The sequence below is a fragment of the Streptomyces rishiriensis genome (assembly GCF_030815485.1).
Classification (GTDB): Bacteria; Actinomycetota; Actinomycetes; order Streptomycetales; family Streptomycetaceae; genus Streptomyces; species Streptomyces rishiriensis_A.
Genome location: NZ_JAUSWV010000002.1, coordinates 4156066 through 4176324 on the forward strand (window position 1 = coordinate 4156066; position 20259 = coordinate 4176324).

Annotated in this window: 19 protein-coding genes and 1 tRNA gene; 12 read left to right on the forward strand and 8 right to left on the reverse strand. The window is 71.3% G+C overall.

The features are described from left to right. The first annotated feature begins 179 nt into the window (after positions 1 to 179). The 3 genes from QF030_RS20935 to QF030_RS20945 all read left to right on the forward strand — a co-directional run bounded on the left by QF030_RS20935 (position 180) and on the right by QF030_RS20945 (position 1367). A complete protein-coding gene (locus QF030_RS20935; RefSeq protein WP_307164188.1) occupies positions 180 to 743 on the forward strand; it encodes a tRNA adenosine deaminase-associated protein in 564 nt (187 codons plus the stop codon). Between the two features lie 50 nt (positions 744 to 793). Beyond that, positions 794 to 1225 carry a tRNA adenosine(34) deaminase TadA gene (tadA, locus tag QF030_RS20940; RefSeq protein WP_307164189.1) on the forward strand — a complete coding sequence of 144 codons (432 nt, stop codon included), beginning with the start codon at positions 794 to 796 and terminating at the stop codon, positions 1223 to 1225. Between the two features lie 57 nt (positions 1226 to 1282). Continuing rightward, a tRNA-Ser gene (locus QF030_RS20945) sits at positions 1283 to 1367 on the forward strand. Here QF030_RS20945 and QF030_RS20950 read toward each other — a convergent pair. Continuing rightward, on the reverse strand, positions 1349 to 1657 hold the full coding sequence (locus QF030_RS20950; RefSeq protein WP_307164190.1) for a PLDc N-terminal domain-containing protein: 309 nt from the start codon (positions 1655 to 1657) through the stop codon (positions 1349 to 1351). The genes QF030_RS20945 and QF030_RS20950 overlap by 19 nt on opposite strands. A 186-nt stretch (positions 1658 to 1843) precedes the next feature. Between QF030_RS20950 and QF030_RS20955 the strand changes: the two genes are divergently transcribed. From QF030_RS20955 to QF030_RS20975, 5 genes are all read left to right on the forward strand, one after another. Further along, complete coding sequence (locus QF030_RS20955; protein WP_020131312.1) at positions 1844 to 2020, forward strand: hypothetical protein; 177 nt, start codon at positions 1844 to 1846, stop codon at positions 2018 to 2020. A 19-nt stretch (positions 2021 to 2039) separates the two neighbouring features. Beyond that, positions 2040 to 2333, forward strand: a complete 294-nt coding sequence (locus QF030_RS20960; protein WP_307164191.1) for a Dabb family protein — start codon at positions 2040 to 2042, stop codon at positions 2331 to 2333. 219 nt (positions 2334 to 2552) lie between these two features. After that, a complete protein-coding gene (locus QF030_RS20965; protein ID WP_307164192.1) occupies positions 2553 to 3449 on the forward strand; it encodes an RNA polymerase sigma factor SigF in 897 nt (298 codons plus the stop codon). A 304-nt stretch (positions 3450 to 3753) separates the two neighbouring features. After that, entirely contained in the window at positions 3754 to 4662 is a 909-nt protein-coding gene (locus tag QF030_RS20970) for an RNA polymerase sigma factor SigF (protein ID WP_307164193.1), read from the forward strand. Between the two features lie 54 nt (positions 4663 to 4716). Then, positions 4717 to 5496, forward strand: coding sequence for a hypothetical protein (locus QF030_RS20975; RefSeq protein WP_307164194.1), 780 nt, complete (start codon positions 4717 to 4719; stop codon positions 5494 to 5496). A gap of 207 nt (positions 5497 to 5703) precedes the next feature. On the opposite strand, the gene QF030_RS20980 is transcribed toward QF030_RS20975, so the two are convergent. Further along, positions 5704 to 5901 (reverse strand): hypothetical protein, encoded by a 198-nt coding sequence (locus QF030_RS20980; protein ID WP_054242212.1) that lies wholly within the window; start codon positions 5899 to 5901, stop codon positions 5704 to 5706. Between the two features lie 911 nt (positions 5902 to 6812). Here QF030_RS20980 and QF030_RS20985 point away from each other — a divergent pair. The 4 genes from QF030_RS20985 (at position 6813) to QF030_RS21000 (ending at position 11322) form a co-directional block, all read left to right on the forward strand. Beyond that, positions 6813 to 7340 carry a MarR family winged helix-turn-helix transcriptional regulator gene (locus QF030_RS20985; protein WP_307164195.1) on the forward strand — a complete coding sequence of 176 codons (528 nt, stop codon included), beginning with the start codon at positions 6813 to 6815 and terminating at the stop codon, positions 7338 to 7340. Between the two features lie 13 nt (positions 7341 to 7353). After that, positions 7354 to 9903 carry an MFS transporter gene (locus QF030_RS20990; protein ID WP_307164196.1) on the forward strand — a complete coding sequence of 850 codons (2550 nt, stop codon included), beginning with the start codon at positions 7354 to 7356 and terminating at the stop codon, positions 9901 to 9903. Between the two features lie 78 nt (positions 9904 to 9981). Continuing rightward, positions 9982 to 10803 carry a YceI family protein gene (locus QF030_RS20995; RefSeq protein ID WP_307164197.1) on the forward strand — a complete coding sequence of 274 codons (822 nt, stop codon included), beginning with the start codon at positions 9982 to 9984 and terminating at the stop codon, positions 10801 to 10803. 48 nt (positions 10804 to 10851) lie between these two features. Continuing rightward, positions 10852 to 11322, forward strand: a complete 471-nt coding sequence (locus QF030_RS21000; protein WP_307164198.1) for a PPOX class F420-dependent oxidoreductase — start codon at positions 10852 to 10854, stop codon at positions 11320 to 11322. Positions 11323 to 11359: 37 nt separating this feature from the next. Here the strand turns inward: QF030_RS21000 and QF030_RS21005 are convergent, their stop codons facing one another. From QF030_RS21005 to QF030_RS21030, 6 genes are all read right to left on the reverse strand, one after another. Further along, positions 11360 to 12124, reverse strand: a complete 765-nt coding sequence (locus tag QF030_RS21005) for a TetR/AcrR family transcriptional regulator (RefSeq protein WP_307164199.1) — start codon at positions 12122 to 12124, stop codon at positions 11360 to 11362. Between the two features lie 172 nt (positions 12125 to 12296). After that, positions 12297 to 13835, reverse strand: a complete 1539-nt coding sequence (locus tag QF030_RS21010; protein WP_307164200.1) for an MFS transporter — start codon at positions 13833 to 13835, stop codon at positions 12297 to 12299. A gap of 110 nt (positions 13836 to 13945) precedes the next feature. Next, a complete protein-coding gene (locus tag QF030_RS21015; protein WP_307164201.1) occupies positions 13946 to 16162 on the reverse strand; it encodes a glycosyltransferase family 39 protein in 2217 nt (738 codons plus the stop codon). Then, complete coding sequence (locus QF030_RS21020) at positions 16159 to 17721, reverse strand: bifunctional glycosyltransferase family 2/GtrA family protein (RefSeq protein ID WP_307164202.1); 1563 nt, start codon at positions 17719 to 17721, stop codon at positions 16159 to 16161. The genes QF030_RS21015 and QF030_RS21020 overlap by 4 nt, the downstream gene beginning before the upstream one ends. Before the next feature lie 14 nt (positions 17722 to 17735). Further along, positions 17736 to 19367 carry a sensor histidine kinase gene (locus tag QF030_RS21025; protein ID WP_307164203.1) on the reverse strand — a complete coding sequence of 544 codons (1632 nt, stop codon included), beginning with the start codon at positions 19365 to 19367 and terminating at the stop codon, positions 17736 to 17738. Then, on the reverse strand, positions 19364 to 20104 hold the full coding sequence (locus QF030_RS21030) for a response regulator transcription factor (RefSeq protein ID WP_020131327.1): 741 nt from the start codon (positions 20102 to 20104) through the stop codon (positions 19364 to 19366). The genes QF030_RS21025 and QF030_RS21030 overlap by 4 nt, the downstream gene beginning before the upstream one ends. Between the last annotated feature and the right edge of the window lie 155 nt (positions 20105 to 20259).

Consider the following 20259-nt stretch of genomic DNA (forward strand, 5'->3'; position numbering starts at 1 on the left):
GCGTACTCGTGGGCACGCGATCAAAACCACCGGACACAGGGAGCCGAAGACGTCCCCTGGACGCCTTGTTTCTGCCACGATTCCGAGTGGGCGGGGCTCGGAGCCTGAGCTCTCTCCGCCCGCAACCTCCGCCGGGGGGACCCCCAACCGGCACGCCTAAGACCAGTGGGAGAGTCACGGTGTACTTCGCCGCACTGCTCGCGCGCACCGAAGACGGGTGGGAAGCGAGCGACACAGAGCTCGACGATGTGGAGACCCTGTCGGATCTGGCCGACCTGGCCCGGGAAGCCTCTCCCGACGACGACACGGTGCTCGTGCTGATCGAGCAGGAGGACTCCTGGTTCGGGGTCGTCCGCATCGACGGCGAGGAGGACCCTCGCATCTTCGTCTCCGACGCCGCCGCCGCCGCTCGCAGTTCGTACGGCGAGATCCTCCTCACCGACGAACTGCTCGGAAGGGACCCGGGTGACGTCGACGACCTGGACGCCCTGGACCTCGACGGCACCGAGGACGGTGAGGACGGGGCCGACGACGAGGCCGACCACGAGGACGAGGACGAGGGTGCCGTCGGCACCGTGAACGGCAGCTCCGCCGAGGCCGTGCCACACGGCCCGGTCGGCGACGCCGGCATCCTCGACGACCTCGGCGTCGGGGAGAAGGAGCTGAGAGCCCTGTCCGCGGACGCGGTCACCGAGATCGCGGACGCCCTGGGCGCCTCGGAGGTCCTGGAGACCGTCCGCTGACCGCGCCGGGGACGGCGCCGGATCCCGTACGCGACCGCTGGCGGGCCACGATGCGGCTCGCCCTGGACGAGGCACGGCTGGCCGCCCGGGGCGGGGACGTCCCGGTCGGCGCCGTCGTGCTGGCTCCGGACGGCACGACGGTCCTCGCCAGGGCCCACAACGAACGGGAGGCCGGCGGCGATCCGACGGCCCACGCGGAGGTGCTCGCCGTCCGGCGGGCGGCGGCCGCGCTGGGCGAGTGGCGGCTGTCCGGCTGCACGCTCGTCGTGACCCTCGAACCGTGCACGATGTGCGCGGGCGCGCTCGTGCAGTCCCGGGTGGACCGGGTCGTCTACGGCGCCCGTGACGACAAGGCGGGCGCGGCCGGCTCCCTCTGGGACGTCGTCCGCGACCGACGGCTCAACCATCGCCCCGAGGTCGTCGAAGGCGTCCTCGCCGAAGAGTGCGCGGGACTCCTCACGGAGTTCTTCCGCGACCGCTGATCCACCCCCCGAATACCGATTTCAAACCGGGGGCGGCCTTGCTGTAAGGTCTCCCTCGGTAGCGTGTCCGAGCGGCCGAAGGAGCTCGCCTCGAAAGCGAGTGTGGCGCAAGTCACCGAGGGTTCAAATCCCTCCGCTACCGCTTCTGGAAGGGTCCGGCTCTCTGTGAGCCGGGCCCTTCGTCGCGTGCTCCGGGCTCTCCGCGGCTGTCGTGCACTCCGGGCTCTCGCGTGGTGCGGGCCGCTTGCCCAGGTACGTCCACGCGAGGCCGCCGACCAGCGGGGCGCTGAGCATGAAGAGCAGCCACAGTGCCTTCGGGGCGTACCGGACGCGCTCGGTGGGCGTACGGACGCAGTCGATCATCGCCCACAGGTACAGCAGCGCCACGAGGACCATCGGGGCGACGGCCAGCGGTTCCAGGACTCCCAGCATTTTCCTCCCCTTCCCTTCTCTTCCACTCCGTCCGGCACGCACCGGTGTTCACCCCCTCATCGGACGAGGACCCCCGAACGGTTCACGAACGCGCCGTGGACGTTCAAAAGCGGTGTGAAAATCGCACTTCCGGTTACACTCGCCGCCGTCAACAGGGCCCGGACGGGCACATACAGGGGAGGCCAGGTGGCGGTGAACGCCAAGAAGATCGCCGTCTACGTACTCGTGGTCTTCGTGCTCTACGTGATCATCACGGACCCGGCGAAGGCCGCGGACTACGTCCAGATAGGCTTCCAGGGCATATCGGACGCCGCCAAGGCCGTCGGCGACTTCTTCACCTGGCTCGCCGACGGGGCCGAGTAGGCTCGCACGGGGAGTGCCCATGATCCGCCACCTGGTCCTTTTCAAGCTCAACGAGGGCGTCGAGCGCGACGACCCCCGGGTCGTGCAGGGCGAAGCCGCCTTCCGGGCACTCGGCGACCGGATCGAGGAACTCCGTTTCTGGGAGCTGGGCTGGAACATCAGCGACCGGCCCATCGCCTACGACTTCGCGATCAATTCGGCGGTCGAGGACGCGGACGCGCTGAAGCGGTACATCGAGCACCCGGCCCACCAGGCGGGCGTCGCCCTGTGGCGCGAGTTCGCCACCTGGGTGGTCGCCGACTACGAGTTCTGAGCCGCCGTTCAGGCAGTTCTCTCGGCAGTTCTCTCGGCAGTTCGGAGCCCTCCGCCGGAAAAGCGGGGGGCTTTGGCATGTCGCGCAGCAGGGTGCGCGGCTCAACTTCTCCCTCAACACGGCGTTATGGGGTGCTTGCACACAGTGCACATGTCTTGTGATGCTATGACCGCTTTTGACGGATGAGTTGACCGATGTTGACCTGACGAAGAGGTGGCGTTGACCGTGTCGGCCAGTACTGCGCCGCCTCAGCAAGAGGCACCCCCGGCACCCGCCCCCGCGCCTGCCCTGGAAACGGTCCAGGAAGCCGTCCAGGAAGCCCCTGCCGAAGCCGTCCAGCCGCCCGAGCGGCGCCGGGGCGCCGACACCCGGGCGCTGACCCAGCTGCTCTTCGGCGAGCTCAAGGAGCTCCAGCCGGGCACGCCGGAGCACAACCGGGTGCGCGGGGCGCTCATCGAGGCCAACCTCCCGCTCGTGCGCTACGCGGCCGCCCGTTTCCGCTCCCGCAACGAACCCATGGAGGACGTCGTCCAGGTCGGCACCATCGGCCTGATCAACGCCATCGACCGCTTCGACCCGGACCGGGGCGTGCAGTTCCCGACGTTCGCCATGCCGACGGTCATCGGTGAGATCAAGCGGTACTTCCGGGACAACGTCCGCACGGTCCACGTACCGCGCCGGCTGCACGAGTTGTGGGTGCAGGTCAACAGCGCGACCGAGGACCTGACGACCGCCTTCGGCCGCACTCCGACGACGGCCGAGATCGCCGAGCGGCTGCGCATCGGCGAGGACGAGGTGCTCTCCTGCATCGAGGCGGGCCGCTCGTACCACGCCACCTCGCTGGAGGCGGCCCAGGAGGGCGACGGCCTGCCGGGCCTGCTGGACCGCCTCGGGTACGAGGATCCGGCGCTGGACGGCGTCGAGCACCGCGACCTCGTGCGCCACCTCCTGGTCCAGCTTCCCGAGCGCGAGCAGCGCATCCTGCTCCTGCGCTACTACAGCAACCTCACGCAGTCCCAGATCAGTGCGGAACTCGGCGTCTCCCAGATGCACGTGTCCCGGCTGCTCGCGCGCAGCTTCCAGCGGCTCCGCTCGGCGAACCGCATCGAGGCGTGACGCGGGACCCGAAGGACACGTCACTCGATCAGGGCTCGGAAGCCTGAGCGAGTCGTCACCGCTGGGAGCGAATCGCTCAACCGGCCCCTTCCCGCCGGATCGGCGCTGAAATGCCGTCAGACCCCCTCTTTCCAGGGCTGATTCGTCACTCACATGTCGACATGTCACTACAGCGTGTTGCCGACATGTGACATTCTGCCGGAAGCGCGTTTGCCGGGGCTTCGGCTCCGGTATTCAGGTGAAGGCTGACGTTCCTCAAGCGGGAATGTTCGCCGCGACCGTCCCGCGACCCAAAGGGGGTGGCATGTCCGCAGATCAGGGCAGCTCCGAGGTGCTCACGCTCACAAAGAGCGAGTCCGCGCCAAGCGCGCCCGTCGAGCCCGCCGTGCTCGACGTGCTCGACGACGTCACGGCCCCCGAGGCCACTCCGGCCCCGGTACTCACGACAGGGGCCATCGACACCCGCACCCTGTCCCGCTCCCTGTTCCTGCGACTGGCCACCCTCGCCGAGGACAGCCCCGAGCGCATGTACGTCCGGGACACCCTCATCGAGCTCAACCTCCCCCTCGTGCGCTACGCGGCGGCCCGCTTCCGCTCGCGCAACGAACCGATGGAGGACATCGTCCAGGTCGGCACCATCGGCCTGATCAAGGCGATCGACCGCTTCGACTGCGAACGGGGCGTGGAGTTCCCGACGTTCGCCATGCCGACGGTCGTGGGCGAGATCAAGCGCTTCTTCCGCGACACCTCGTGGTCGGTGCGCGTCCCGCGCCGGCTCCAGGAGCTGCGCCTGGCCCTCACCAAGGCCAGCGACGAGCTCTCCCAGAAGCTGGACCGCTCGCCGACGGTCGCCGAACTCGCCGCGGTACTGGGCGTGTCCGAGGAGGACGTCGTCGACGGCCTGGCGGTCGGCAACGCCTACACGGCCTCCTCGCTGGACTCCCCGGCCCCTGAGGACGACGGCGGCGAGGGTTCCCTGGCCGACCGCCTCGGCTACGAGGACACGGCCCTGGAAGGCGTGGAGTACCGCGAGTCGCTGAAGCCGCTGCTGGCCAAGCTCCCGCCCCGCGAGCGCCGCATCATCATGCTGCGCTTCTTCGCCAACATGACCCAGTCGCAGATCGGCGAGGAGGTCGGCATCTCCCAGATGCACGTCTCCCGCCTCCTGACCCGCACCCTGGCGCAGCTGCGCGAGGGCCTGATCTCCGACTAGCCGGACTCCGGCCGGGGACTTCCCTCCTGACGGAGCGTCAGCGAAACTGGCGCGATGCGAAGTCCGACACGGGCACGTGGCCGCCGGGGCGCCGTATGGGGCGCGTCGGCGGCCGCCGTCGTGCTGGCGGCGGCGGTGGTTCTGCCGGCCGGCTGCGGGGGAGACGGGCACACGGGCGGCTACGTCGCCGTCGGCGGAGCGGGCGACACGGCGCTCCCGGGCACGCGTGCGGGAGGCCCGGCGGATCCCACGGGCGGAGTGCGACTCGTCCCGCTGGACGACGGGAGCGGCTCCCCCGCGGGGAAGGCCGGTCGTCCGGGGACCCCGGCGGGAGAAAAGGCCGGACAAGGGCCGGCAGACACCGCGGCGGGCGACGCCGGATCCGGCGCCCCACAGAAAACCACCGCCCCGGGGGTCTCAGGCACCCCGGGCGTACCGGGCGCCGAGGGCGGCTCCGCCACCGGCGGTACGCCGCCGGACGTGCCCGCACCGGCACCCACGGCCCCTCCGAGCGCTACGCCCGCCGGACCGGCCTCGCTGACCGTGGGCGATCCCGTTCGCGCGGGTACGGATCAGCGATGGTGCGAGGATGTGACCCTCACCTTCCGCAACTCCGGCGGCACCGCCGTGCGTTCGGGCACTGTCACCTTCGGGACCCATGTCGTCGACGCGCTCGGCATCGACTGGGCGACACGCGAGTCCACGGTCGCGCTCCCGACGCCGATCGCCGCGGGCACGCGCGACGAGAGGACCTGGACGGTCTGCGTCGACGCGTGGCGCGTACCGCTGGGCATGCACATCGAGACGCGGGACGTGTCGGTCCGGTGGGAGTGAACGGACGGCACCGGACAGCCGAGAGACGGGGGTGTGCGAGCCGACCCCGTCAGCCGAGAGACGGGCGCGCGCGAGCCGACCCCGTCAGCCGAGAGACGGGGGCGTGCGAGCCGACCCCGCTGTGGCGACCCGACGGTCGACCCGCTGGGTCACCCCGTCACCCCGTCATCCCGCCAACCCGTCACACTGCCCGGTGCGGTCCGGCGGTTACTTCAGTGCCAGCCAGGCGACCGCCGCGACGATCACGACCGCGGCGACGATGCCGACGATCAGGCCGATACGGGGCCCGGACTGGGTGGGTGCCGGCTGGGCGGCCCGGGGGGCGCCGTCGTCGACGAACGCGCGGAACATCTGGGTGCTGCCGGCGGGGTCGTGGTTGCCCTGGGGGCCCTGCGTGTTAGCCATGGGCCGAGACACTAGCGAAAATGCGCGGGGCGGCCCAAGTGGGGGTGGCTGTCCGGAGGATCGAACCCTCCGGACACGACCGCCCACTTGGGCTCCCGGAGCACGTCCGTCCCCCCGGAGCACGTCCGTCGTTCTCGCGCCGGCCGGCCACCTCGCCCGGCATCCGCCGACGACGCCAAGGACAGCCGACCCGATGGAACGCCCCGCCTTACGGGGCCGACCGCGCAGGGTCACCCCGCCGCCGAGGGCCGCCCGCGCAGGGTCACCCCGCCGCCGTGGGCCGCCCGCGCAGGGTCACCCCCGCCGCCGAGGGCCGACCGCGCAGGGTCACCCCCGCCGCCGAGGGCCGACCGCGCAGGGTCACCCCCGCCCGCCGAGGGCCGCCCGCACGAGAACGCCCCGCCCCTGAAGGCCGCCCCGCACGGGATCACCCCGCCGCGGGCACGCTCGGCCCTCACCGGACACGCTCGCTGCTGATCACCGCCAGCCGCCACCCGCCGGTTCACCAGGCACCGGGGGACGGCTCGGACCGGTCGCCCAACTCCGGAAGACGGCCCGGAGCCCGTCGGACGCCCGCGCCGCTTGACCCCCTCGGCCACCCCCGACCGCCCTCGGCGCCGAGCCCCGCCGGCCACCCAGCCGCCGCCCCTGGCAACGCCGACCCCGTCCACACGGCCCCGCCCGTCCGCACAGCCCGTCCCACAGCCCCGTCCGCACGTCCCCGACCCCGTCCGCACGTCCCCGCAGGGCCCCCGCCCTGCCCGGATCGGGCTGGCGCAACGCCCTCACCTGCACATTTACCCTCGCAATACTTGCCTTTGCCAACTTTTTGCGGGCCTCACCGGGTTTTTATTTGCCTGTAGCAACCAACCGCTCCTATGGTTGCCCTAAGCAACAAATCGGGAGGTGTGATGGCGGGGCAGGCGCAGTACGAGGAGCTGGCGCGTCAGCTCAGTGCCGTCGGGGCGGTGAAGCGTGATCTCGGGCGGATCCTGCCGCCCGACTGTTCCGCGGGCTCGGCCGGCGTACTGGCGCTTCTCGGCCGCCACGGCGAGATGCGCATGAGCGCGCTGTCCGAGCTGCTCGCCGTCGACATGTCCGTGACCAGCCGACACGCCGCGCACCTCGCCGACCGGGGCTGGATCGAACGCTCCCCCGACCCGGCGGACAAGCGCTCCCGCATCCTGCACCTCACGCCCGCGGGCCACGCGATGCTCGTCGAGCTCTCCCGCCGGAGCACCGAGCTGCTGGCGGAACGGCTCGGCGACTGGACCGACGCCGAGGTCGGCCGGCTCATCGCCCTGCTGACCCGGCTGCGCGCCAGCTTCGGCGACTGCCGGACGGTCACGCACCGGCCACCGGCACCGCCCGCGCCGCCGCCTCCCGTTCCCGTAGGCGAACAGACCCGAACCACCCGTACACCCGCACAAGCAACATAGGAAAAGGAAGCCCATGGCAACGACCACACCAGCCGGTGTGCGGGCTCACGCGAAGCACGGCGGAGGGTCCCACGGCTCCGCCGAGGCCACTCCGATGACCCACCGGCAGATCATGGAGGCCCTCTCCGGGCTGCTGCTCGGGATGTTCGTGGCGATCCTCTCGTCCACGATCGTCTCGAACGCCCTGCCGGAGATCATCGGCGATCTCGGCGGCGGCCAGTCCGCCTACACCTGGGTCGTGACCGCCACCCTGCTGTCGATGACGGCGACCACCCCGCTCTGGGGCAAGCTCGCGGACCTGTACCCCAAGAAGGCGCTCGTCCAGATAGCGCTGGTCATCTACGTGCTCGGATCCGCGGCCGCCGGGCTCTCGCAGAACCCCGGCATGCTGATCGCCTGCCGTGTCGTGCAGGGCGTCGGCGTCGGCGGTCTGTCCGCCCTCGCGCAGATCGTCATGGCGGCGATGATCTCCCCGCGTGAGCGCGGCCGTTACTCCGGCTACCTCGGCGCGACCTTCGCCGTCGCCACCGTCGGCGGTCCGCTGCTCGGCGGCGTCATCACCGACACCAGCTGGCTCGGCTGGCGCTGGTGCTTCTACGTCGGCGTCCCCTTCGCCGTCATCGCGCTGATCGTGCTGCAGAAGACCCTGCACCTGCCCACGGTGAAGCGGGACGTGAAGGTCGACTGGGCCGGCGCGTTCTTCATCTCCGCCGCGGTGTCGCTGCTGCTGGTCTGGGTCACCTTCGCCGGTGACAAGTACGACTGGCTGTCGTGGCAGACGGCCGTGATGGTCGCGGGCTCGATCCTGCTCGGGCTGATCTTCGTGCTCGTCGAGTCGAAGGCCACCGAGCCGATCATCCCGCTGCGTCTCTTCCGCAACCGCACGATCACCCTCTCCTCCATCGCCTCGATGTTCGTCGGCGTCGCGATGTTCTCCGGCACGGTGTTCTTCGCCCAGTACTTCCAGCTGGCCCGGGACAAGTCCCCGACCATGTCGGGCGTCATGACGATCCCGATGATCGGCGGCCTGTTCATCTCCTCCACCGTCTCCGGGCAGTTCATCACCAAGACCGGCAAGTGGAAGGCCTGGCTGGTCAGCGGTGGGGTGCTCATCACGGCCGGCCTCGGTCTGCTGGGCACCATCCGCTACGACACGGAGTACTGGAAGACCGCGGTCTTCATGGCTCTGGTGGGCCTCGGCGTCGGCATGATGATGCAGAACCTGGTGCTCTCGACGCAGAACCAGGTCGAGCCGAAGGACCTCGGCTCCGCCAGCTCCACGGTCACCTTCTTCCGGTCCCTGGGCGGTGCGATGGGCGTCTCGGCGCTGGGCGCCGTCATGGCCAACCGGATCACCGACTACGCCAAGGACGGCATCACCGACCTCGGCCCGAAGTACGCCTCCCTCGCCTCCGGTTCGAGCTCTTCCAGTTCGATCCCGGACATGGACAAGCTGCCCGCGCCGCTGCGCACCGTCATGGAGAGCGCGTACGGCCACGGCATCGCGGACGTCTTCATGATCGCGTCCGCCCTGGCCCTGCTCGCCTTCCTGATCACCCTGTTCATCAAGGAGGTACCGCTGCGGACCAAGGGCGCCATGGCGCAGGCGGCCACCCCGGAGGCGGAGACCACGGACACCGCCACGGCTGCGGCTCCGGCCGCGGTCACGGCTCGCGCCGAGGAGCAGGTGCCCAGCTGGGCGGTGGCCGAGACGGCTGCCGAGCCGGGCCGGGAGAACGCTCCCCAGGCCACGCAGCGGCTCGCCGCCGTCGCCACCGCCGAGCCCCTCCAGGCGCCCTCGGGCGGTGTCCCCGTGCACGGCTTCGTCCGCGGCGCGGAGAGCACTCCCGTCCCGCAGGCCGCCGTCACCCTGATCTCGCTCGCCGGACGCCAGCTGGGCCGCTCGGTCGCGCAGGCCGACGGTTCCTACGCACTGGACGCGCCGGGCACGGGTTCGTACGTGCTGATCGCCTCCGCCGACGGCTTCCAGCCGCAGGCCTCCACGATCGTCGTGAACGGCGAGCCGGTCGCGTACGACATCCTGCTCAGCGGGACCAGCGGGCTCGGCGGTGTCGTGCGCGCCGCCGAGTCGGGTGAGGCCGTCAAGGACGCCATGGTGATCGTCACCGATGTGCGCGGCGATCTGCTGGCCACCGCGGCCACCGGTGAGCAGGGCGAGTTCTCCTTCGCGGAGCTGGTGCCGGGTGCCGTGACCGTCGCGGTGAACGCCGTCGGGTTCCGGCCGCGCGCCCTGCCGGTCGAGATCGGCGCGACGGGCGTGACCCGCGTGGAGGTCGTCCTCGACGCGGGCGCCCAGCTCCAGGGCGTCGTCCGGGCGCCGTACGGTCCGCTGGCCGACGCGCGCGTGACGCTCGTGGACGCGGCGGGCAACGTGGTCGGCACCGCCACCACCGGCGCGGACGGCGCGTACGCCTTCGCCGACCTCGACGGCGGCGAGTACACGGTCATCGCGACCGGCTACCCGCCGGTGGCCACCGCGCTGACCGTGGCGGGCGCCGGCGTCGACGGCCACGACATCGAACTCGCCCATCCCGGCGAGTAGTTCCGACAGTTATCGGCTCCGGCCCGGTGCGGGCGTTCGCCCCGCACCGGGCCGGTTCCAGTTCGAGGAGTGCATGAGATGGGACTGACCGCGAAGATCCGTACGCGGGACGGGTGGGCCGTGTCGCACGCGGTCGTCACGGTGACCGACATGGCGGGCGGCCAGGTGCTGCGCGCCGAGGCGGACGCGGAAGGAGCCGTACGGGACACGACCGCGCTCGCACCGGGGGCGTACACCGTCATCGTCACGGCCGTCGGGTACGCGCCCGCGGCCTCCAGCGCGATCGTGACGGCGAGCGGTCGTGCCGAGGCGGGGACCGTGACCCTGGCCCGGCGGGGCGGCACGGAACTGCCCCCGCCAGGGCCCTGGACCGTCGACCCGGCGCATTCGTCCGTCGGGGCGGTCGCCCAGCACCTGGGCATCTCCAGCGTCCGCGGGCGGTTCACGGAGTTCTCGGCGGTGATCGAGGTCGCCCCGGACGACATCGCCCAGTCCCGCGTGGAGGCGGTGATCCGGGCGGCCTCCATCGACACCGGCAACGCCATACGGGACACCCACCTGCGCTCGGCGGACTTCCTGGACGTCGAGACGTACCCGGAGATCACCTACCGCTCCAGCGGTCTGACCCCGGCGGGCCAGGACCGCTGGACCGTCCACGGCGAGCTGTCGCTGCACGGTGTCGCCCGCCCCGTCGACCTGGACCTCGCCTACCTGGGCACCGGCTCCGACCCCTGGGGCGGCACCCGGGCCGCCTTCCGGGCCACGGCGGAGCTGCACCGCGAGGACTTCGCGATGAACTACAACCAGGTCGTCCAGGCGGGCATCGCGGCCATCGGCACGACCCTGAAGGTGGAGCTGGACGTCCAGGCGGTGCAGGGCGACGCCCTGCCCCAGGCGTAGGCACGGCGGGTCGGCCGGAACGGGCACCGCTGCGCCTAGGCTGACCTCATGGCACCGAACATCGCGACGAACACCAAGGTCTCCCTGGACGAGTTGCTGGACTTCGTACGGCCCCGGCACCGCGCGATCCTGCTGACCCGGCGCGCCGACGGCGGCTCCCAGGCCTCGCCGCTGACCTGCGGGGTCGACGACTCGGGGCGGATCGTCGTCTCCACCTACCCCGAGCGGGCCAAGACGCGCAACGCCAAGCGGGACGACCGGGTCGGCGTCCTCGTGCTCAGCGACGACTGGAACGGGCCGTGGGTGCAGATCGACGGCACCGCCGAGGTGATCGACACGCCCGACTCCGTCGAGCCGCTCGTGGAGTACTACCGCAACATCGCCGGCGAGCACCCCGACTGGGACGAGTACCGGCAGGCCATGCTGAAGCAGGGCAAGTCGATCATCCGGATCACGCCGGAGCGCTGGGGCCCGGTCGCCACCGGTGGCTTCCCGGCCCGCCTGGTCACCGACCAGTAGTCCGGGCGGCCGGACGGGGCCTCGGGTCACCGCGGCGTCAGCCGCGTTCCACCATGGCCTCGATGCCCGCGATCAGCAGGTCAAGGGCGAAGGTGAAGTCGCGGCTCATCATCTCCTCGACCGTGTCGCCGCCGCGGGCCGCCATGAGGTTCTTCGACTCCTCGATGATCTCGGCGGTCTGCGGGGCGCCGGCCGTCGCGGTCATGGCCTGCCGGAAGTACTCGTCCGGGGTGAGACCGGCGTCCGCGACCCGCGCGAAGAAGTGGCCCTCGATCGTGCCGTAGCCGTACACGAACTGGAAGACGGCCGAGATCGCGCCGGTGATGCCGTGCGCGGGCAGGCCGGTGCGGCGGACGACCTGCTGAACCGTGCGGGAGAAGACCAGCGAATGGGGGCCGATGTTGAGGTAGTGGCCGGCCAGCGGCGACAGCCAGGGATGGCGGACCAGCAGCCCGCGGTACTCCGTGGCCAGCGCGCGCAGTTGCTCACGCCAGTCCGCGTCCTCGTCCGTCGGGTCGGGCAACGCCGTCAGCTCGCCGAAGACGGCGTCCACGGCGAGTTCGAGCAGGTCGTCCTTGGTGTCGACGTACCAGTACACGGACATCGCCGTGACGTTCAGCTCGGCCGCGAGCCGCCGCATGGAGAACTTCGCGAGCCCCTCCGCGTCCAGGAGCCGCACGGTGACCGCGGTGATCCGGTCGCGGTCGAGTCCGGAGGGCTGCCCCCCGCCACGGCCACGCCGACGCGCCTTGCCCTCCAGCCACACACTGCGCTGCGCGGCACCCTTGGCGGTCTCGGCCATGGCGAGGCACCTTCCTTCCGGTAACTGGGGAAGATGCTAGGCCGAGGCCTGCCGTCGTGGCGCGGGGGACCGGTCCTGACATGCGGCTCCGTCGGCTCGGGCCCTGTGGGCCCCGTTCCGCACGGGGCTCACAGTGATCGCAAGGCTCCCAGGCCTCCCAAGCCTCGGAGGATCACGGGGTGGCCGGTACCGGCGACGCCTTCTCGCGCTCCGCCCGGGTCAGCAGGGCCGCGGCCACCACTCCGCCCAGCAGTACGGCGGCCGCGCCGATCAGGAGGCTGACCTCCAGCCCGGAGGAGAACGAGTCGATCACCCGGGCCTTCTCCGCCACCGAGTCGGCCGCCGCCAGCGCCACCGGCAGGGACACCGCCGCGAACCGCGCGTTCAGGACGGCGCCGAGCACGGCGACCCCCAGCCCGGTGCCGAACTCCGCCAGCGTCCCGTTCACGCCCGCGCCCACCCCCGCCTTCGCCGGCGGGATCGAACTCATGATCGCGTACGCCATCGCCGGGCTCGCGACCGACGTCCCCGCGCCGATGAGCAGCAACCCGGCCAGCATCCCCGGGTAGCCGCCCGGGGCGAGCGTGGCGATGGCCGTCAGACCGCCGGCCACCAGCGCCATCCCCACCAGCACCGACACCGGCCCACCGAGCCGGGTCATCACCTTCGCCGACAGTCCGGTGAAGTTGAGGGCGACCACGGTCAGCGCCAGCGGCGCGGTCCGCAGGCCCGCCTCCAAGGGGCCGTAGCCGAGGACGAACTGAAGCTGCTGGGTGAGCAGGAACAGCGCGCCGCCCATCCCGAAGGTGACCAGCACCGCGCCGGCGACCGCGCCCGTGAACCGCCGGTCGCGGAAGAACGCCAGGTCCAGCATGGGGTACGGGATCCTCGCCTCCCAGTAGGCGAAGAGCGCGAGGACGACGACCGCCAGCCCCGCGCTCACCAGGACCCGTGACGACGTCCAGCCGTGCGAGGGGCCGGAGATGATCGCGAAGACCAGCGAGGTCATACCGACGGTCGACAGGAACGCGCCGAACAGGTCGGGACGGTCGCCCTGCGGGTTCTTCGTCTCGGGAACCAGGGCGACGACGGCCACCAGGCCCAGCGCCGCCACCGGCAGGTTGATCAGGAAGATCGCGCCCCACCAGAAGTGGTTGAGCACGAAGCCGCCGATGAGCGGCCCGGTGGCGAAGCCGAGCGAGTTCACCGCGGCCCAGATGCCGATCGCCTTCGGCTGCTCCTCGGGCACGAAGACCTGCATCACCACGGCGAGGGTGGTGGTGAACAGCAGCGCCCCGCCCACCCCCATACCGGCCCGCGCCGCGATCAGCTGGGCGGTGGTCTCCGACAGGCCCGCCGCCAGCGAACCGATGCCGAACAGCGCCAGGCCCGCGACCAGCATCTTCCTGCGGCCGTAGCGATCGGCGGCGCTGCCGGCGGTGAGCAGCAGACCGGCCTGCACCAGCGAGTACGCGTTGATCATCCACTGGATGTCGGCGGTGGCCGCGTCCAGCTCCCGGGTGAGCGAGGGGATCGCGACGTTCAGGACGGTGTTGTCGAGGAGCACGGTGAGCTGCGCGAGGCAGATGACACCGAGGATCAGCCAGCGCCGGGGGTGGCCCGAGGCGCTGTCCGGCAGGGACGAGGCCGGGGACGGGGACGAGGCCGGGGCCGGGGCCGGGCGCGGGGAGGAGGACGGGGAGGGGGTCATGCTCTACACCGTAGAACTAGAGACATACGCCGTACAACAGAGTTGTCCGGGACATGGAGAAGGGCGGCGACCTCGGTCGGTCACCGCCCTTGCTCACTGCACGCCGAACGTCAGCTGCTCGCCTTCTGCGTCAGGTCGTAGAAGGTGGCCGAACCGACCGTCACCTTCTTGAAGTTGGCCGTGACCCAGGAGGTGATCTGCGAGGACGTGCCGTCGCTGCCGCCGCTCATGCCGCCGCCGGAGCCACCGCTGATGAAGTAGTGGATCCTGCCGTCGGTCACGTACTGCTTGAACTGCGCCAGCGTCGGGGACGGGTCGGTGCCGTTGAAGCCGCCGATCGCCATCACCGCGTCACCCGTGGCGAGCTGGTAGCTCGCGGCGTTCTGGGCGCCGATCGCGGCCGCCGCCCAGGTGTACTCGCCGGAGTCGGCCTCCAGCAGCTTCTTGGCCTCGTCGGTGACCGAGGCGCCGTTGAGCAGACCGCCGACACCGCCACCGCCGCCCATGCCGCCGCCGTCGCCGGTCTGACCGCCGGGACCGCCCTGCTGGTTCTGACCCTGGCCCTGCGTGCCGCCGTTGCCGTTCTGCTGGTTCTGGCCGGGCATGCCCCCGCCGGGGAAGCCGCCGGTGCCGCCGCCCTGCTGGTTCTGGCCCTGGCCCTGGTTCTGGGTGTTGCCGTTCTGGTTCTGGCCACCGCCGAACCCGCCTCGGCCACCGCCACCGCCGCCACCCGGGCCGCCGCCGCCCATCATGCTCGCGCCGGACGGACCGGCGGTCACGATGGAACCGGTGTGGCCCTCCTGGAGCGTGCTGACGGTGTACGCCGTCGGTCCGGCCAGCGCAGCCACCAGGCCCACCGAGGCCGCCGCGAGGGCGAGCCGGCGGTTGATCCGTCCCGCGAAGGTCAGGCCGAGCGCGGCGGTCAGACCGCCGATCAGCACCAGCCACTTCAGCCAGGGAAGGTAGTCGGAGGTGCGGCCGAGCAGGACGTACGACCAGGACGCCGCCGCGACGACCGAGGCCGCGAGGGTGATCGACACCCACAGCTCGGACCGCTTCTCCCACAGCAGACCCGCGCCCATGCCGATCACGGCCGCCATGTACGGAGCGAGGGCCACCGTGTAGTACTGGTGGAAGATGCCCGCCATGTAGCTGAAGACGACCGTGGTGATCAGCAGCGAGCCGCCCCACACCAGGAACAGGCCGCGGGTCGTCGACGTCCGCTTCAGCTTCCGGGTGGCCACCAGACCGCCGGCCAGCAGGACCAGCGCGGCCGGCAGCAGCCAGGAGATCTGGCCGCCGATCTCGGAGTTGAACATCCGGTCCCAGCCGGTCTCGCCCCACTGGCCGGTGCCTCCGCCGCCACCGCCACCGCCGACGCTGCCGGTCTCCTCGCCGTTCAGGCGGCCGAGACCGTTGTAGCCGAAGGTCAGCTCCAGGAAGGAGTTGTTCTGCGAGCCGCCGATGTACGGGCGGGAGGAGGCCGGCCACAGCTCGACGATCGCCACCCACCAGCCGCCGGACACGATCAGCGCGCCGGTGGCGACGGCCAGCTGGCCGAACCGCTTCTTCAGGCCCACCGGCGCGCACACCGCGTACACGATCGCCAGCGGCGGCAGGATCAGGAAGGCCTGGAGGGTCTTGGCGAGGAACGCGAAACCGATCGCGACGCCGGCCCACACCAGCCACTTCGTACGGCCGTCCTCCAGCGCGCGGGCCACCATGTAGCAGGCCACGGCCATCAGCAGGGCCAGCATCGCGTCCGGGTTGTTGAACCGGAACATCAGCGCGGCGACCGGCGTCAGCGCCAGCACGGCGCCCGCGATCAGACCGGCCCCGGCACTGAACCGGCGGCGCACCGAGGCGTACACGACGGCGACCGTGCCGACGCCCATCAGCACCTCGGGGACGAGGATCGCCCACGAGTTCAGGCCGAAGAGCCTGACCGACAGCGCCATCGGCCACAGTGCGGCCGGGGGCTTGTCGACGGTGATGGCGTTGCCCGCGTCCAGCGAGCCGAAGAACAGGGCCTTCCAGCTCTGGCTGCCGGCCTGGACGGCCGCGGAGTAGAAGGAGTTGGCGTAGCCGGAGGCGCTCAGGTCGTACAGGTAGAGCAGGAGGGTGGCGGCCAGCAGGGCGAGGAAGGCCGGGCGCGCCCAGCGGGGGTCCTCGGGGCGTCCGCGCCACAGTCTGCGGTGCAGGGGCTGCTTCGGCTCACCCGACCCGGGGGCCGGGACGGCGGTCTCCCGGGCGTCGGGATCCGCGCCGGCCGGCGCCGTGGCAGGCGGCGGATCCCAGGCGGTCGTCTGATCGAGGTCGGTGGTCATCGGGCGTCCCCCGGGTCGGTGTCATGGGGGCGGCGCACCGGCAGCATCTGCATGGTGGCGTCCCTCCAGGTGCCGTCCGCGGCTTCGCCGGCGCGGAACTGAGCGGTCGTGTCGTGGTCGTGCGGGTGCAGGATGTGCCGCTGCGGCAGCGGCGCGGACGGGCCGCCGGCCTGCGGAGCGCCGGTCGGGTACACCGGTGGGGAGGCATGGGGGAGGGATGCGCCGGGGGCCGGCGCCGAGGCCCGGGGGGCGGATGCGCCGGGGGCCGCCGCGGAGGCGCGGGGGGCGGCCGGCACGCCGTTCGCCGGCTCGTCGCCCTCGCGCCGGTCGGAGAACACCCAGACGCGGAAGAGCAGGAAGCGCAGCACGGTCGCCGCGAGGTTGGCGGCGATGAGCACGGCCAGCTCGGTGGAGTGCGCGGGGCTGGAGGTCGCCGTGTTCAGGGCGAAGAGCGAGCCGCTGGTCAGCGCGAGTCCGATGCCGAAGACGACGAGGCCCTGGGCCTGGTGCTTGACGGCCCCGCCCCGGCCGCGCACCCCGAAGGTGAGCCGGCGGTTGGCGGCGGTGTTGGCGACGGCCGACACCAGCAGCGCCAGCGCGTTGGCGATCTGCGATCCGCCGAACTGCCGGAACACGGTGTAGAGCAGCAGGTAGAAGAGGGTGGAGAGGCCACCCACGACACAGAAGCCGACGAGCTGGCGGGCCAGGCCCTTGGGTACGTCCATGATGTCGCGGTCGCGCGGGTCGTCACCGAACGGCCTGGTCAGCCGGTCCAGGGAGAGCGAACCGGTGGCCAGCGCCCGGCCCACGCGCCATACCCCCTTCAGGTCGTCCGTCGCCGTCTTCACGATGTGCACCGTGGAGTTCGGGTCGTCGACCCAGTCGACCGGCACCTCGTGGATACGGAGGCCGGCACGTTCGGCGAGCACCAGCATCTCAGTGTCGAAGAACCAGCCGGTGTCTTCCACCAGCGGGAGCAGAATCTGTGCGACATCACGCCGGATCGCCTTGAACCCGCACTGCGCGTCCGAGAAACGGGCCTGGAGCGAGCCGCGCAGGATGAGGTTGTAGGCGCGGCTGATGAACTCCCGCTTCGGCCCGCGCACCACACGGGAGCTACGGGCCAGCCGGGAGCCGATCGCCAGGTCCGAGTGGCCGGAGATCAGCGGTGCCACCAGCGGCAGCAGCGCGTTGAGGTCGGTGGACAGGTCCACGTCCATGTACGCGAGGATCGGGGCGTCCGAGGCCGACCAGACCGTCCGCAGCGCACGGCCGCGGCCCTTCTGCTCGAGCCGGAAGCTCTTGACCTCCGGGATGCGCGCCTCCAGCCGCTGCGCCACCACGGGGGTGGTGTCCGTCGACGCGTTGTCCGCGATCGTGATGCGGAAGGAGTACGGGAACGTACGCGTCAGGTGGTCGTGCAGTCTCTGGACGCACGGCTGGAGGTCCTTCTCCTCGTTGTAGACGGGGATCACTACGTCCAGGACAGGCGTACCGGCTGTGGCGGCCGGGAGGTGCTCCCGCGCCGGCAGGGTGCCGGGAGAAGAGTCGGTTCGCATGACATCGACTTTCGTCAGGCGCCCTGTTGCACCCATGTGGTGGCACTGTGCTCGACCTGTGAGTCGAGTTGCCAGTTCGTTTCGGGGGAGGGCTGGGGAACGGCGGGGGCAAGGGCCGGCAGATGCACGGTGAAGACCGTCTGTCCGGGCACGCTGTCCACCGTGACGGCGCCGCCGTGCGCGGTCGCCACGGCCTGCACGATGGCGAGGCCGAGACCGGTCGAACCGGTGGTACGGGAGCGCGCCGAGTCACCGCGGGCGAACCGTTCGAAGACGTGCGGGAGCAGATCGGCCGGGATGCCCTGACCGTTGTCCTGGACGTCCACGCAGAGCCACGGCCCGCGGCGCTGCACGCGTGCGGTGACGGTCGTACCGGGCGCGGTGTGCGTCCGGGCGTTGGCGAGCAGGTTGACGAGAACCTGTTGAAGGCGTGCCGCGTCGGCGGAGACGAGCGCGGGCTCGTCGGGAAGTTCGAGGCGCCAGACGTGGTCGCGTCCGGCGGCGCGGGCGTCGCTGATGGTGTCGATGACCAGCGGGACCAGGTCGGTCTGCTCGAACTGCAGGGGGCGGCCCGCGTCGAGCCGGGCGAGCAGGAGCAGGTCCTCGACGAGGAAGGTCATCCGGCCGGCCTCGGACTCGATGCGCCCGAGGGCGTGCCGGGTGTCGGGTCCGACCTCTTCCCGGCCGCGCCGGGTCAGCTCGGCGTATCCCCTGATGGAGGCGAGCGGCGTACGGAGCTCGTGGCTGGCGTCCGCGACGAACTGACGGACCCGCATCTCGCTCTCCTGGCGGGCGTGCAGCGCGCCGTGTACGTGGTTCAGCATCCGGTTCAGCGCGGCTCCGACCTGTCCGACCTCGGTGTGCGGGTCGGTCTCGGACTCGGGCACCCGCTCGCTGAGATTGACCTCGCCGGTGTGCAGGGGGAGTTCGGAGACCCGGGTGGCGGTCGCGGCGACCTTGCGGAGGGGGCGGGTGGCGACACTGACCATGACGGTGCCCGCGAGGGTGGCGGCGATGAGGCCCGAGACGGTGAGGCTGATCTCGACCAGGATCAGGGTGCTGATCGTGCCGTCGACGTCGGAGGTGGGGAGCCCGACGTAGTAGGTGCCCTTGTTGCCGTCGACGTACTGGACGCGGTACGTGCCGAGCCCGGGGATGTCGACGGTGTGCTGCTTACCGTCCTGCGCAACCGAGCCGAGCGCTCTGATCGCGGCTTCGGAGAGGGGGTCCGCGTTCATCTGCGGGATGTTGTTGTCGTCGTTCTTCTTCTCGCCGACCACGGCGCTGGTGATGGAGCCGTTCTCGACCTTCGCTGCGAGGGTGCTGCCGCCGGGCTGCGGACCCTGGGTGACGAACTGGTCGATCCGGGTCGTCTGCTGCTGCTCGGGCCCGTCGGTTTTGGCGCTGCTGTCGCCCTTGCCGCCGGGGCCTCCGACGGGCCCGCCCGAAGCACGCGCGGCGACCTCCTTCAGGGCGCCGTTCAGCTGCCCGTACAGGTGATCCCGCAGCACCAGAGTGGTCACCGCGCCGATCACCGCGCAGACGACGGCGATCAGGGTCACGGACACGACGACGAGCCGCGTCCGCAGGGTGCGCGGCTGTCCCGCTCGTCTCTTCTGCGCACGCGGCCGTCGTCGCCCGCTCATGACACGGCGGGCTTGATCAGGTACCCGGCGCCGCGCCGGGTGTGGATCATCGGTTCGCGTCCCGCGTCGATCTTCCGCCGCAGGTAGGAGATGTACAGCTCGACGACGTTGGCCTGACCGCCGAAGTCGTACGACCAGACGCGGTCGAGTATCTGGGCCTTGCTGAGCACGCGCCGCGGGTTGCGCATGAGGAAGCGCAGCAGCTCGAACTCGGTGGCGGTCAGGTGGATGTTGTCCCCGGCCCGCGACACCTCGTGGCTGTCCTCGTCGAGGGTGAGGTCGCCGACGACGAGCACCGAGTCGGAGCGCCGGTCGGCGGCGCCGGAGCGCCGGATGAGCCCACGCAGCCGCGCCACGACCTCCTCGAGGCTGAACGGCTTGGTGACGTAGTCGTCGCCGCCGGCGGTGAGGCCGGCGATCCGGTCCTCGACCGCGTCCTTCGCCGTCAGGAACAGCACCGGCACCTCGGGCAACTCACGACGCAGCCGCCCCAGGACGGTCAGCCCGTCCATGTCGGGGAGCATCATGTCGAGGACGACGGCGTCGGGACGGAACTCCCGCGCGGTCTGGATGGCACCCGTGCCGTCTCCCGCGCTCCGGATCTGCCATCCCTCGTAGCGCAGGGCCATGGACAGCAGTTCGGTGATCGACAGCTCGTCGTCCACCACAAGCACTCGGACGGGGCTCCCGTCCGGCCTCAGCAGTTCGGTGCGCCCCTGGGGCGAGGTCGTGGTCATGGTGAACACCTTGACCGGGTCCCCTGAGAGCACTCTTTCACTAATCTGTGATTTCCCTGAGAAACGCACAGGCACCTCTCAGGCAACACCTGGGAACCGTTTGCTCCGCATCGACCGCCGGGGGCGGTATGCCCGGTACGGCATGCTGTGCGGCC